The sequence below is a fragment of the Bradyrhizobium sp. USDA 4504 genome (assembly GCF_054063995.1).
The window spans coordinates 7745606-7760168 of sequence record NZ_JBSSGV010000001.1; the positions used below are offsets into that span (position 1 = coordinate 7745606).

Consider the following 14563-nt stretch of genomic DNA (forward strand, 5'->3'; position numbering starts at 1 on the left):
CGCTGTCGGTGAGGCTTTTCACCACGCATTTCGGCGCCATCTGCCCGGCGTTCGCTCCCCCCAAGTTCACCCGAGATCAAGTTCACCCCAAATTAGGGAAAGCCCGGGACAATGGGGAGGGGGCACCGGAAGACCGCACGTATGCGAGCTAGCGTTCCAGAACGGGTTGAGCAGGGGGGCGGCGATGCCCTTCGCGATCCGCTGCGTTCGAAGGGCCGGCCGCTCGTCGTCGATGTCGACGAGGTCATGGTGCGGGGAAGCTCCGTCCCGGCCGATATCGCATCCGATCTGATCCGCCGCCTTCGCGCTTTCGCCGCGGCGATCACCGCTTCCCTTGGAGCGCAAGCGCGATCGACTCATGGTGTAGCTCGATCGGGGTTCGATCCATCCCGGGCGCAATTTGACCCCGACGCGGTGAGGTTCCTGCTGCAGGTGCTGGGCGAAGGCCGCCCGGTCTACCTTTGCTCGGAAACCCATCCCGAGCCGTTCGTCAGCGCGGTCGCCGAGCATCTTGGCGTCTTCACCGCCTGGGCTGCCGCGCCGGAACGTCGATTGCCGCCGGCGCAGCGCGAAGAGCTGCCGCCCGTGCTTCGGCAGGGCTTTGACTATATCGGCAGCGCGGCGGTCGCGTTGCCCGATTCCGCATCGCGCCTCGCGCGCTCCGCTCGATCCGAGCCGTCCGCGCCCGCGCGGGTCAGTATGCGCGTCAGTATGCGCAGCTGGCTGAAGCTGTTCAGGGTGCATCAATACGCCAAGAACGCCCTCGTGCTGGTGCCGCTGCTGACCGCACACAAATTCGCATTGGGATCGGCGGCGACGTCGCTGCTTGCGGTGATCGCATTCTCGCTCTGCGCGTCGGGCGCCTACATCCTGAACGACCTTCTCGACGTCGAGGCCGACCGCGCGCATCCGACCAAGCGCAACCGCCCGATCGCAAGCGGCGCCATCCCGGCATCGCGGGCCGTCGGCGCGATGGCCCTGGCGCTGGTCGCCGCATTCGCGATCGCAATGTCGATATCGATCGAGTTCGGCGGCGTCCTGCTCGGCTATTTCGCGCTGACCACCTCCTATTCGTTCTGGCTCAAGCGCATCGCGACCGTCGACGTCGTCGTGCTCGCCACGCTTTACACCGTCCGCGTGATCGGCGGCGCCGTCGCGATCAGCGTGCCGATGTCGGAATGGCTGCTCGCGTTCTCGCTGTTCATCTTCATGTCGCTGGCGCTGGTGAAGCGCTATATCGAGCTCGCCGGCCAGCCGGACGGCGCCGTGCTGGCGGCGCGCGGCTACCAGGTCGAAGACAAATCGATGATCGCGATCCTCGCCGCCGCGTCAGGCTTCAACGCCGTCGTGATCTTCACGCTCTACATCTCGTCCGATACGGTGCGCGCGCTTTACAGCCATCCGCAACTGCTCTGGGTCGGTTGTCCGATCTTGATGTACTGGATCGGCCGCGTGATGTTGTTCGCGCAGCGCGGATTGATCGACGACGATCCGGTCATCTTTGCGCTGAGGGATCGCGTCAGCTGGGTCGCGCTCGGCGCGATCGGCGCCATCATGCTCGCCGCCATCTAGCGATGCCGGCGGCTGCGTTACCAGGAGCTGTGATGTCGACCTCCAGTCCGGGCGGCATTGGCCTGTCCGGCTGGGGCAACTATCCCAGGGCGTCGTCCGAACTGCTGGCGCCGCAGACGCCCGCAGGCGCGCGGGACCACCTGCTTGCGCGGTCCGGCGTCGTCGCGCGCGGGGCCGGGCGGGCCTATGGCGATGCCGCGATCGGAACGCAATCCACGATTTCGTCGCGCGGCCTGAACCGGATGCGGAGCTTCGATGCCGCAACCGCGCGATTGACGGTCGAAGCCGGCGTAACCATCGCCGACATCCTTGCCGTTTTCGAGCCGCGGCGGCTTCTTCCTCAAAGTCGTGCCCGGCACGAAATTCGTGACGGTCGGGGGCGCGATCGCGGCCGACGTTCACGGCAAGAACCATCATCGCGATGGCGGCTTCGGCACCGTCGTCGATTCGTTCCGCATTGCGCTGCCTGGCGGCGAGATCGTCACCTGCTCGCGATCGGAAAACGCCGCGCTGTTCGCGGCGACGTTGGGAGGCATGGGCCTGACGGGCATGATCCTCGACGCGACGCTGCGGCTGCTGCCGATCGAGACCGCCTGGCTACGTCAGGACACCCGCGTCGCCGGCAATCTCGACGCGGCGATCGATCAGCTGGAAAGCAGCGCATCGACCACCTATTCGGTGGCCTGGATCGACTGCCTTGCGCGCGGCGCGGCGCTCGGCCGGTCGCTGGTCTATCTGGCCGAGCACGCCACGCGGCGCGACAAGGATATGCTTGGGCCCGGCCTCGAGACGTTTCCCAGGCTTCGCGCGTCGCGGCTCGCGGTCCCGGAGCTGTTTCCGGGATGGCTGCTCAATCGCGCATCGATGCGGGTGTTCAACGAGCTGTACTTCCGCCGCGGCGCCGCGCATCCGGGCAAGCCACGGCTGGTCCATTGGGACCCGTATTTCTTTCCGCTCGATGCGATCGCCGACTGGAACAGGATCTACGGCTGGCGCGGCTTCGTGCAATATCAATGCGTGATCCCGGCTAGCCGCGCGCGCCGCGTTCTCGCCGAAATTCTCGATCGTGTGTCGCGGCGCGGCGATGCGTCGTTTCTCGCGGTGCTCAAGCAGCTCGGCGAAGGCAGCGGGCCGATGTCGTTTCCGCTCCGCGGCTACACGCTGACGATGGACTTTCCGGTCACCGACGCGCTGTTCGGGTTTCTTGACCAGCTCGACGCGCTGGTGGTCGATGCCGGCGGCCGGCTCTATCTCGCCAAGGATGCGCGGCAGTCCCGCGCGACATTCGAATCCGGATATCCCGGCCTTGCGGCCTTGCGCGACATCCGCCAGCAGATCGGGGCGAACAGTCGCCTCGTGTCCCATCTTTCAGCACGGCTTGGAATTTGATGACCGGCACAAAATCAATTCTGGTGATTGGCGGCAGTTCGGACATCGGGCACGCGACCGCGCTGCGCTATGCGAGGGACGGATGGCGCGTGATGCTCGCCGCCCGCGATATCGCCGCGGCACAGCGCAATGCGGACGACATCAAGACGCGAAGCGGTACCGAAATCTCGGTTGTCGCGCTCGACGTGCTGCAGACCGGGCAGCTTGCCGGCTTCGTCGCCGGTCTTTCCCCACTTCCCGACACCGTCGTATGCGTTGTCGGGGAGCTCGGCGATCAGCAGCGTGCCGAGACCGATCCCGAGCTTGCGACGAAGATCATGCGCACCAATTTCGAGGCGCCCAGCCTGCTGCTCGAACTGTTCGCGCAAGCCTTCGCGACGCGCGGCTCGGGAACCATCGTCGGCGTGAGCTCGGTCGCCGGCGATCGCGGGCGGGCCTCGAACTATTATTACGGCGCGGCCAAGGCCGGCTTCTCGCAATTCCTGTCCGGCTTGCGCAATCGTCTGGCGCTTGCGGGTAAGGTCCGTGTCGTCACCGTCAAGCCGGGATTCGTGCGGACCAGGATGACGGCGCATATGAAGCTGCCGGCTCCCCTGACGGTGCAGCCGGATCGGGTCGCGGAGGATATCTTCCGGGCCGATGTGACGAGGCCGCGTGACGTGATCTATGTGGCGCGCCGCTTCCGGCTGGTGATGGCGATCATCTGCGCGCTGCCGGAGACGATCTTCAAACGGATGCGTATCTGATGCCCGGCGTCGCCGCCAACCACGCGTCGTTCCCGCGATCCAGCGCGATCCGGCCGAGCGTCCCGCTCGTGACGGCATCGCTGTGGCTCGCGCTGTTCGCGGCGACGCTGATCTTCAGCGTCATGCTCTGCGACGGCAGGCTGATCTTCACCCTCGACGATCCCTACATCCACCTCGCCGTCGCCGATCACATCCGGTCCGGCGGCTACGGCGTCAATGCGTCCGAGGTCTCGTCGCCAAGCTCGTCGATCATCTGGCCCTATCTGCTGGCCGTGACGGAGACGCTGCGTCTTGGCGCATTCGGTCCGCTCCTGATCAATGCCGCGGCAGCGGCAGCGACCGTCGTGGCTTTCCTGCGCATCCTTGAATCGGCTGAACTGCTCGACCCCGGCCGGGAGAAGCCGCTGCTGCTTTTCGTCGCGTTGCTCGCCATTTTTTCGTCAAGCGCGATCGCCCTGCCGATGACCGGCATGGAGCACAGTCTTCACGTTTGGGCCACGGTCGCGACTTTCGGCGGCCTGACCGAAGCCGCGCGCGGACGGTCGCCGACCGCCATGCATTTCGCGGCGCTGGTGCTGCTGCCGCTGATTCGCTTCGAGGGAATCGCGTTCGCCATCGCGGCGATGATGGGGTTTGCCCTGCTCGGCCAGCGCCGTTTTGCCGCCGCGGCCGCTGCCGTCACGCTCTGCGCGTTCGCCGCGTATTTCGCGCGAATGGCCTCGCTCGGTCTCCCGCTTTTGCCGAGTTCGGTATTGCTCAAATCGCGCATCGCCGAATCCGGCTATGAAGGGACCGGCGTCATCGCCTCCATCCTCCGCAATCTCGGCGACAGCTTCGCTGATCCCGCCGGCTTCAGGCTGATGCTGCTCGGTCTTGCGCTCGCCGCCGTGATGGCGCTGCTCCGCTCCGACCGCGGCGCCCTGATCGTCTGTGCGACGGTGCTCGCCGCGATCGCTGCGCATCTCGGCTTTGGCCAATATGGCTGGTTCCACCGGTATGAGGTTTACATCGTTGCGCTTGCGGTGCTGGCGCTGCTCTACGCGGTTGCACGCGCGCGAGCGGTCTTGAGCGTCCCGCAATGGACCGCCGCGACGCTCGCCAGCGTCGGGCTGGCCGGTTTTGCCAGCGTGGGCTATGTCAGCGCCGCCCTGGAGACGCCGTTTGCCTCGCGCGGCGTCTACGAGCAGCATTATCAGTTGGGCCGCTTCGCCCAGCAGCTATACCGGCGGCCGGTTGCCGTGAACGATCTTGGACTCGTCGCCTGGGGAAATGCGAACTTCGTCCTGGATCTGTGGGGGCTCGGTTCGGAGCGCGTGCGCAAGGCGAAGCGGGCCGGCCGCTACGGCCCGGCCGAGATGGCCGCGCTCGCCGACGAGTATCATGTCGGCGTCGCCATGATCTACGACAGCTGGTTTGCGCAGGGCGTGCCGGCGAGCTGGAGGAAGGTCGCGATCCTGCACACGATTCCGGTGACCGGCGCGCGGGGTGACGTAAGCTTCTACGTCACGCCGGCCGCGGAGCCAGAACTCGTCGCCGGCGCGCTGAAGGCCTTCGCGTCGACCCTGCCGGCGCGCGATCGTCTCGAAATGGTGGCGCCGTGAGTGTTGCGTGATCGCGGGGCGTGTCGCGCCGGGTGCTCAAATCCTCGCAAGAGGCCCCTGCGCCGGAACGGGAGAGCCCCTGCTTGACTCGCGCAGCAGCAGGATTGCGACGATCAGCGTGATCAGCGCGGCGATCCCGAAGCCTCCGATCGAAAGCACGTCGACCCAATGGACGTCCGTGCGCGGCGTGTTGTTATGGACCGTGTGCATGTAGCCGAAGGCTCCGATCGGTATCGGCGCGGCATAGATGATCGCACGTTCCCACTCGCGGGCCTTGGCCTGAAGCGCCGGCAACAGCAGCGCCATTCCGACACTGAAGATCAGGAAGTCATAATCATACGCATAGGGGCTGATGCAGACCGATACGATCGCGGTCAGGCCGAGACTCTCGCGCACCGGCATCTTGCGGTAGACCGCGACCAGCACGATGCCGAGCGCAAGGACGGCGACGATGCCCTGGCCGATAAACGCTGCCGACGCGGAGAACCCCGTGGTTCGCAGCGCGGCATAGGTCGAGACCATTCGGTACAGCGGATAATAGGCTTCCCGCAGGAATACCGATGAATCGTGCACGCTCTGCAGCATCACGGTCCAGATCTGCATGCCGAACAGCACCGTGCAGATCGCCGAGCTGATCAGCACGACGGCGCCCGCCGTCATCACGACGATCCACGAGCGCCGCAGGATGGCGTAGAGTGCGAAAGCAACGGCGAAATGCGGCTTGATGATCATGAGACCAAGGGCCACGCCCGCGAGCATCGGCCGCTCTTCGAAGTACAGGCACACCAGCCCGATCAGTGCGGCGGTAAGGAAGCTGTTCTGACCGCATGCCAGCGTGACCCCGATCGTCGGAAAGAAAACGATCAGCACAAGCACGAACCGGTTTCCGGCAAGACGCCGCAGCACCGCGAGATAAAGAGCCAGCGTCGAGGCCATGAACAACAGATAGGCCATCCCGAACGGGACCAGCGCGAACGGAGCCAGCAGCAGGTTGAATTGCGGCGGATAGGTCCATGGCATGAAGCCGTCGTGCCCGCCCGACGCCTGCTTCTCGATGATGGCGAGCTTCGCGAATTGATAGGCCTGGTCGAGGTCGCCGAGCCACACCAGCTTTGCGGTGATGTAGAAGGCGGCGAAGTCGACCAGTTCGCGGCCGTGCCCCAGCCCCAGCTGGGAGAACCACACAACCTTGAACAGGAGGGCGGCGACCAGCATCACGAGGATTCCGCGTGTGTAGTTGGCGCGCTTCGAGTCCGTCGACTGAATTGTTTCGAGCGTTGTTGCGAGCATCAGGCCGGGCCCTGTTATGGCAACCCAAGCTAGATTGAATAGGTTAAGCAGTCGAAAAATTGCAGGGAGAGGGTGGATCCCCTGTGGCCTGACAGCCGCAGGGATGCATGAAATCGGTCGGTGGAGGCTGGAACCGGACGGTATCTCGGTGTCCGGATGCGACTTTCGCTGGACGCTCCGTCGGCGGCAGTGATAACGGCTGACAAGAACCATCTCACGACGGACCGCATGCCGAAACCGCCGCCTTTTTCCAATCGCGGGCCCAGCCCATCCCCGGTACTGCAACGCGCCGTGGTCGCATTGCAGATGGGACAGGTCGTCGAAGCCGAGCGGCTGGCGGCGGAGGTCTTGAAGGCAAACCGGACCGATGTCGGCGCGGCCTCGATCCTGGCACGGGCGCTGATGATCCAGAACCGCAACGAGGAAGCGATCGCACCGCTCGAGCGAGCCGTACGCCGCGTCGAGGATCCCGGCCTCGAGACCCTGCTTGGCGCAGCGCTCGGCGGCGCTGGTCGCGGCAGCGAGGCGATCGATGTGCTGCGGCGAACCACCGCGCGGCGGCCGCCGTACCTGCCCGCATTCCAGGCGCTGGCAGGGCAATTGCACTCGGCCGGTCGCATCGACGAGGCGGTTGCCGTCATCGAGAGCGCGCTCGTTCTCGCGCCGGAGAGCCTCGAGTTTCAGCTGCTGCTGGCGCAGCTGCTGCCCCAGCGCAATGAGCGTGGCCGGGCGCGCGAGATTCTGGAGAAGCTGCGCAATGCGGCGCCGGGACATCCCGATGTTCTGGCCGCGCTCGCGCGTGTGCTGCTGCTCGATGGCGAATATGCTGCCGCGGCGGATCTCTACCGCCAGGTGGTGGCGCAGCGCCCCGACGACCCGCTGACGCGTCTCAGCTTCTCCGCCAGTCTTCTGGAAATGGGCGACCGCGCGGCCGGCGAGGCCAATCTGCGTCTCGCGTTGCGCGGCCGGCCGCAAATGATCGGCCGCACGACCGCCGCGCTGATCATGTCATCGCACGGCCGCTTCTTCTTCCGTCGCAGCGCCTTTGCGGAATTTCTGAGCTAGGGCGTTTTCGAGCGAAGCGGACACCGGCTCGCGCTAACGCGTCAAAACTAGAATCTAGAGCGGCGGGGATAAGCCGCGGCCTCTGCGCTCAAGCACAAGCGCCTCTGGAATGCTGGATCGCCCGCATCCGGGTGAAGACACCGAACTGGCTCAGGATCGCGCCCCATAGTCGGTGTCGTCCTGGCGAAAGCCAGGACCCATTACCCAAATCTCAATTGTTGAGCGCTACCGGGCCGCGATCCCGCTCATCACCGAAGACGGTGGCTAAGGGTCCTGGCTTTCGCCAGGACGACGGCGGTGGATGCCGAGCCTCCCATCGGGTAGTTCGCAATGACGGAGGAGGCCGCAGCGGAGCTTCGCGCGCCCGCTCTACGTCCGAAACTGCCGCCGATAGAGTCCGGACTCGCGGGCCATCCTGTTGGTCAGTTCCTGGGCGCGCGATGTTTCATCCGGCGTCATCGCGGCGGTCTGCGCGACCCAGTTTTCGCGCTTCACCGGGAAGCACTGCGCAACCGGCGTGCCCTTGGGCAATACGCCGTTGAAACTGGTGTCGTGCCAGCGTGCCGGGAAATGAACCCAGCTGTCGTGAAACAGATCGCAATCGACCATGCCGGTCAGCGTGGTGAACGGCAGGTCGAACCGGTTGACCGGATGCGTGAAGAACAGCGAGTAGCCGGGCGGCGCCTCGATGGTCCACAGATTGACGAACTTGATGACGAAGCGGTCGGGCTCGAACAGCGGCGAGCCGACTACCTGGCTTTCGTCGTGGAAGCCGACCGGCGAGCGCGGGAATTCGAGCGCGCCGCCGGCGGGAAGGTCGTTGTCCCAGGTGATCGCGCCATTCTCGACCTTGAGATCGCAGATCAGCGGCAAAAGGAAACCCGATGTCATCGCATCGACGAATGGCGGGCAGCGCTTGACGGTATCCTCTTCGCGATTGCTCATCGTATTGAAGGCCTGCGTCGGCATCGCCTTGAGCCATCCGGGAAGCCCCAACGACGCAGGCATCGGCGGCGGAATCTTGCCCTCGAGCTCCGCGGGGCAGCGGAATTTGATGGTGATCGCTTCGTTATTGTTGGACACGGCTTTGGTCCTTGGTTCGTTCAGTGTCGGCGGCGCCCTTGCGCCAGTCGATGCTCGTCTAGCACGCGACGACGGGGCGGAGAAAGCAGCCGCATCGGTCGCGAAGCGAGCCGCGATATCGAGCTATAAGTTGTTGTTATCATGACGGATAAGGCAAAGTCCTTAATCTCACGGTTCGGCGCGCGCCAATGCCGGTTTTCCGCGTCTTGCCGCTCACCGGTGTGCAAGACTCTGCCGATAGGCATTGGCTTTCGACGCCCGCCGGGCGCATCATGGCGTCGCTGACGACACGATCCGCGTGAGGTAACGGAGGTACCATGGCCGAATCGAAGGTTGAGACCGCCAACGCTGCAGCTGCCGCGTCCCCCTCCGGCGAGAGCGGCAGCGGCCCCAGCCAGCTCGCGGTCGCGACCGTCCGCACCGTGCCGATCGAGCAGGCGCAGTCCCGCACCGAGCACGATCTGCTCGGCGAGGACGACGTCCCGGCCAATGCGCTGTGGGGCATTCACACCAAGCGCGCGGTGATGAACTTTCCGATCACCGGCGTGCCGGTCGGGCACTTCCCGGAATTCGTCCGCGCGCTGGCGCTGGTGAAGCAGGCTGCCGCGCGCGCCAACAAGCGGCTCGGCTATCTCGCACCGGGGAAGGCGGATGCGATCGAAGCGGCCTGCACCCAGATTGCGACCGACAAGGTCTATGCCGAATCCTTCGTCGTCGACGCGATCCAGGGCGGCGCCGGCACGTCGACCAACATGAACGCCAATGAGGTGATCGCCAACGTCGCGCTGCGGCTGATGGGGCGCAAGCCGGGTGACTATCACGCGCTGCATCCGAACGACGACGTCAACATGGCGCAGTCGACCAACGACGCCTATCCGACCGCGCTGCGGCTCGCGGTGATTTTCGCCACCCAGCCGCTGGTGCGCGCGCTGGACGATCTCGCCTACTCGCTCAAAGGCAAGGCGGTGGAGTTCGCCGACGTGTTGAAGATGGGGCGCACCCAGCTTCAGGATGCGGTGCCGATGACGCTCGGCCAGGAATTCGATGCCTTCCACGTGACCGTGAAGGAGGATGTCGCGCGCCTGAACGAGATTTCCGCGCTGTTCCGCGAGGTCAATCTCGGCGCCACCGCGATCGGCACCGGCATCAATGCCGATCCGCGCTATGCGGCGCTCGCGGTCGAGGAATTGTCGCGGCTGTCCGGCCAGCCGATGGTGCTTGCCTCCAACCTGATCGAGGCGACGTCCGATCTCGGCGCCTTCGTCCTGTTCTCCGGCGTGCTCAAGCGCGTTGCGGTCAAGCTGTCCAAGATCTGCAACGACCTGCGGCTGCTGTCGTCGGGGCCGCGCACCGGCATCGGCGAAATCCGCCTGCCCGCCGTGCAGGCCGGCTCGTCGATCATGCCCGGCAAGGTCAATCCTGTCATTCCCGAAGTGGTCAACCAGGTGGCTTTCCTGGTGATCGGGCACGACCTCACGGTCACGATGTGCGCCGAAGGCGGCCAGTTGCAACTCAACGCGTTCGAGCCGACCATCGGCTATTGCGTCTTGAGTTCGCTGCGCATGCTGACGGCGGCGGTCGATACGCTGACCAAGCGCTGTGTCGACGGCATCGAGGCCGATCGCGAGCGTTGCCGCAGCCTGGTGCAGGGCTCGATCGGTCTGATCACGGCGCTGGCGCCGTCGCTCGGCTACGAGGCCTCATCGCGCGTGGCGCGCCGTGCGCTCAAGGAGAACCGCTCGGTCGCCGACATCGTGCTGGAGGAAAAACTGCTGACCGAAGCGCAGCTCAACCAGCTCCTCGAGCTCGAGGCCATGACCCGCCCGGCGCGCCGGCAGCCGGTGCCGAGGAGTTGAAGGACAGCCGCTGCATCGGCAGTCGGCTCCCTCTCCCGCTTGCGGGTAGGGCAATCGCATATGACCTTCAGCGGCTACGGAGGTAACTCCGGCCTCGTGGTTCGAGACGCGCCGCAAGCGGCGCTCCTCACCATGAGTGCCGCAAAACAAGACCCGTCATCCTGAGGAGCCGCGCAGCGGCGTCTCGAAGGATGGCCGCGAGGACGCTGCCCGACAGATTTTTCTATATGCGATTCCCCCGCAAGCGGGAGAGGGGGCGCAGTCCCTTCGGGGGCCTACAGCGTCTTGATGAACTCGATCAGGGCGCGGCGCTCGTCTTCCTTCAGCTCCGGCCCGATCACGCCGGTGCGCTTCTCGTTGGAGAATTCGTGTCCGGAATTGCCGTTGCCGCGCTTGGTGGTGTCGAGCATGAAGGCGTTCCTGATCTTGTCCTTCCAGACGTAGCCGAGATCCTTGGGATCATACTCCCGGCCGCCGAGATAGAAGGTCGCGGGACGGTCCTTCACCGGCGACAGCAGTGCGTAGATGGTCGGGACCGAGCCGTTGTGCAGATACGGCGGGGTCGCCCAGATGCCGTTGAGCGGCCGGACCTTGTAGGCGAGCGGCGCCTGGATCTCGTTCGGCCGGTAGCCGTTGATGCGCTTGCGATCTTCCGGCGGGGTCTTGTTCTGGTCGTACCAATAGTCGACGGTCTTCTCGACGAGATCGCCGAGCGCAGGACCGAAACTGCTGTCCTTGATGTTCAGATTGGCCGGCGTCTCGACGGTGCGGTGCGCGAGGCCCTCGGCTTGCGCGCTGTCGGTACCGATATGGCTGATCGGAATCATCTCGACATCGAGCAGCGGCTGGCCGGCCTCGTTCCTGGTCCAGCGCCTCTTGTCCTTGAACAGCGCAAAGGCTTCGCTCGCGGGCAGCGCCTTGCTGTCGATCGCCGGGCCGTGACAGCCCTGGCAATGCGTCTTGTAGAGCTCGCCGCCCTTCTTCGCGAGGTCCATGTTGATTGGCGGCAGGATGTTCTCCGGCCATTTCGGCGAAGCAAGTCCGCCAAAACCCTTGTCCTCGCTGGGCGGCTCGCCGGCGATCATCCGCTCCATCTCGTGCAGCACGTCGATCCGCGCGCTCGATTTGTAAAGCCCCTTGGACTCGTCGAGCAGGTTGAGCTCGGCGCTGACGCCGAGCGCCTCGCCGGCGTTGCGTACCATCGGCTGCATGATCGAGCCGTCATATTGCACCCAGCTGAACCACGGTGCGTTCCAGATTCGCGGGAAATGCACCGGCGCCGAATGCGAGGCGTAGTTGTTCGGGTTGTTCAGGTCGATCGAGAACACTTGGTTGCCGATCCGGTTCAGCGCGTCGAGCCGCGCATAGCCTTCCTCGACGCTGTTGGCGGCGACCTTGTTCTCCAGCGAATTGATGTTGGCGTATTGCTTCAGCACGAGGTCGAGCTGGCCGCGCAGCGCCATGCGTTCGTCGAGGCTGGCATCCTTGCCGAGGATCTCGTCGGCAAAGCGCGAGAAGCGCCCCGGCCAGAACCGCGTCAGCAGCAGTGAGACGCCGACGCTCTTCTGGAATTCGAACAGATTGGTGTTGGCCGGCCCACCGTCGATCACGATCTCGGTGCCGCGATAGCTGAAGCTGCCGGTGTGGCAGGCGGCGCAGGTCAGGCCGACGCCGGTCATATCCGCCTTGCTGTGCGGATTGCGCCACGGCGCGCCGTTGGCATCGGCCATCGGGCCGCCCTGCGAAAAGCCGATCGGCAGCGCATCGGGTTTGCCCGGAATCACCGTGTCGGGAATAAAGCCGAAGCGGCCGAGATAATTGGTCTCGCTGAGTCGCGGCGCCGCGGTGAACAGCGGCCAGACCGTCGGCTGCTCCAGCGCCATGAACCATTCATGGGGAATGCCGAAGGTCCGTGTGCCCTGGTCGGCGTGATAGAACCAGCGCAGCCGCTCCGCGCTGACATTCTGATCCAGCCACACCGTCTTTGCCGGCGGCTGGTAGTCGACGACCTTGACGCGGAAGCCGCTCGCCACCGTCTCGATATCGTCCTTGAAATAGAGCACGCCGGCGACAATCAACAGTCCGATGACGAATATCGTCTTGCGAGGCATGCCCCGTTCCCCCAATTCGCGGTATCCGCGCGTGATATGGATGAGATGTTAAAATTCGCCGAAAAACGAGTTCGCGTTAAGCGTGTGATGCGGTGTGCGCCATCCTACAGTCGCGGCGCTTGGTCTAACAACGGAAATGTTGATTGGCTGTGAGCCAGTTCACTTGCGGCGTTCCCTCCGCGGCGGCATTTGCGCGCATCGAGGCCTGCGGCTAGAAACAACGGCGCAACAATTCTTCGAGATGTCATCTTGAACACGTCAGGCGTGCAGCCGCTCACGATCACGGTCTCGGACGACAGCACGGTGTCCGCGCTGCTGCTGCGGCCGGCGCAGGCCCGTAGCGCCTATGTGTTTGCCCATGGCGCCGGCGCCGGCATGACGCATCCCTCGATGGTCGCGATTGCGGAGGGCCTGGCGGAGCGCGGCATCGCGACATTGCGCTATCAGTTTCCCTACATGGAGAAGGGCAGCAAGCGGCCCGATCCGCCCGCCGTCGCGCAGGCAACGGTGCGTGCCGCCGTGGCGGAAGCTGCGCGTCATTGCGGCGAACTGCCGCTGTTCGCCGGCGGCAAGTCGTTCGGCGGACGCATGACCTCGCAGGCACAGGCCAAGGCGCCGCTCGCCGGCGTGCGCGGGCTGCTGTTTCTCGGCTTTCCGCTGCATCCCGCCGGCAAGCCATCGAGCGAGCGGGCCAGGCATCTCGCCGAGGTCAAGGTCCCGATGCTGTTCCTGCAGGGCACCCGCGACGCGCTGGCCGAGCTCGACCTGCTCGAGCCCGTGGTGAAGGGGCTGGGTCATCGCGCGACGCTGCATCTGGTGCAGGAGGCCGACCACTCCTTCCATGTCCTCAAGCGCTCCGGCCGCAACGACCACGAGGTGATGGCCGAGGTGCTCGATGCCTTCGCGGGCTGGGTGGCGGAGCATGCATAGGTGTGTAGCCCGGATGAGCCAAGCGACATCCGGGGTCTGCATGCCGCGGGCGAGATCGGTCCCGGATATCGCGGAGCCTGTCATCGGGCGCGCGTTCGCGCGACCCGTTGGCTCATCCGGGCTACGCTTGGCCGCGAAAGGGATGTTATTCTCCACCCATGACAAAGATCCTGATCGTCAATCCCAACACCACCGCGTCGATGACCGCAACCATCGCGACCGCCGCGCGGGCGGTGGCCTCACCGGGCACCGAGATCGTCGCCGTCACGTCTGCGATGGGACCGGCCTCGATCGAAGGCTTCTATGACGAGGCCTTCGCCGTTCCCGGGCTGATTGAGGCGTTGCTGAAGACGCCCGATGCCGACGCCGGCATCATCGCCTGCTTCGACGATACCGGGCTCGATGCCGCGCGGTCGGCGGCCCGCTATCCGGTGGTCGGCATCTGCGAGGCGGCGCTGGTCACCGCCGGGCAGATCGCCAAGCGCATCGGCATCGTCACCACGCTGCCGCGCTCGATCGTCCCGCTGGAGGAACTGGTCCGCCGCTACGGCTTTGCCGACCGCGCGGTGGTTACTGCCTGCGATGTCGCGGTGCTCGATCTCGAGAAGCCGGGCTCGGGCGCGAGGCCGAAGCTGGAGGCCGAGATCGCCCGCGCGCTGGACAAGGGCGCGGACGCCATCGTGCTCGGCTGCGCCGGCATGGCTGATCTTGCCCATGAGCTGTCGGTGAAATTCGGCGTGCCCGTGGTCGACGGCGTGGCCGCCGCGGTGAAGCAGGCGGAAGCGCTTGCCGGCCTCAAGCTGACGACGTCGCGCCGCGGTGCCTATGCCTCACCTGGGGCGAAGAGATACACGGGTTTGCTCGAAGGATTCGCGCCGGCTCCAGAAGACTAAGCTTCGTCATTGCGAGCGAAGCGAAGC

Annotated in this window: 10 protein-coding genes and 1 pseudogene; 8 read left to right on the forward strand and 3 right to left on the reverse strand. The window is 65.4% G+C overall.

The features are described from left to right. Nucleotides 1–141: 141 nt before the first annotated feature. From ACVMB1_RS36240 to ACVMB1_RS36255, 4 genes and pseudogenes are all read left to right on the forward strand, one after another. Nucleotides 142–1572 (forward strand): UbiA family prenyltransferase, encoded by a 1431-nt coding sequence (locus ACVMB1_RS36240; protein ID WP_076832794.1) that lies wholly within the window; start codon nt 142–144, stop codon nt 1570–1572. A gap of 2 nt (nt 1573–1574) precedes the next feature. Next, a pseudogene (locus ACVMB1_RS36245) lies at nt 1575–2961 on the forward strand (FAD-binding protein). Continuing rightward, nucleotides 2961–3707, forward strand: a complete 747-nt coding sequence (locus ACVMB1_RS36250) for an SDR family oxidoreductase (protein ID WP_057020153.1) — start codon at nt 2961–2963, stop codon at nt 3705–3707. The pseudogene ACVMB1_RS36245 and the gene ACVMB1_RS36250 overlap by 1 nt, the downstream one beginning before the upstream one ends. Further along, nucleotides 3707–5308, forward strand: coding sequence for a hypothetical protein (locus ACVMB1_RS36255; protein ID WP_076832791.1), 1602 nt, complete (start codon nt 3707–3709; stop codon nt 5306–5308). The genes ACVMB1_RS36250 and ACVMB1_RS36255 overlap by 1 nt, the downstream gene beginning before the upstream one ends. Nucleotides 5309–5344: 36 nt before the next feature. Here the strand turns inward: ACVMB1_RS36255 and ACVMB1_RS36260 are convergent, their stop codons facing one another. Next, nucleotides 5345–6598, reverse strand: coding sequence for a glycosyltransferase family 87 protein (locus ACVMB1_RS36260; protein ID WP_076832788.1), 1254 nt, complete (start codon nt 6596–6598; stop codon nt 5345–5347). 291 nt (nt 6599–6889) lie between these two features. Between ACVMB1_RS36260 and ACVMB1_RS36265 the strand changes: the two genes are divergently transcribed. Next, nucleotides 6890–7663, forward strand: coding sequence for a tetratricopeptide repeat protein (locus tag ACVMB1_RS36265; RefSeq protein WP_283805980.1), 774 nt, complete (start codon nt 6890–6892; stop codon nt 7661–7663). Nucleotides 7664–8032: 369 nt separating this feature from the next. Here ACVMB1_RS36265 and ACVMB1_RS36270 read toward each other — a convergent pair whose 3' ends face one another. Next, nucleotides 8033–8746, reverse strand: a complete 714-nt coding sequence (locus ACVMB1_RS36270) for a hypothetical protein (protein ID WP_028336241.1) — start codon at nt 8744–8746, stop codon at nt 8033–8035. A gap of 317 nt (nt 8747–9063) precedes the next feature. Here ACVMB1_RS36270 and ACVMB1_RS36275 point away from each other — a divergent pair, with 317 nt between their 5' ends. Beyond that, nucleotides 9064–10602 carry an aspartate ammonia-lyase gene (locus tag ACVMB1_RS36275; RefSeq protein WP_076832783.1) on the forward strand — a complete coding sequence of 513 codons (1539 nt, stop codon included), beginning with the start codon at nt 9064–9066 and terminating at the stop codon, nt 10600–10602. A 275-nt stretch (nt 10603–10877) separates the two neighbouring features. On the opposite strand, the gene ACVMB1_RS36280 is transcribed toward ACVMB1_RS36275, so the two are convergent. Further along, a complete protein-coding gene (locus ACVMB1_RS36280; protein WP_076832780.1) occupies nt 10878–12713 on the reverse strand; it encodes a c-type cytochrome in 1836 nt (611 codons plus the stop codon). A 249-nt stretch (nt 12714–12962) separates the two neighbouring features. On the opposite strand from ACVMB1_RS36280, the gene ACVMB1_RS36285 reads away from it, so the two are divergent. Both ACVMB1_RS36285 and ACVMB1_RS36290 read left to right on the forward strand, forming a co-directional pair. Beyond that, entirely contained in the window at nt 12963–13643 is a 681-nt protein-coding gene (locus ACVMB1_RS36285) for an alpha/beta hydrolase family protein (protein ID WP_076832777.1), read from the forward strand. Between the two features lie 158 nt (nt 13644–13801). Beyond that, nucleotides 13802–14536, forward strand: a complete 735-nt coding sequence (locus tag ACVMB1_RS36290) for an aspartate/glutamate racemase family protein (RefSeq protein ID WP_076832774.1) — start codon at nt 13802–13804, stop codon at nt 14534–14536. The last annotated feature ends 27 nt before the right edge of the window (nt 14537–14563 follow it).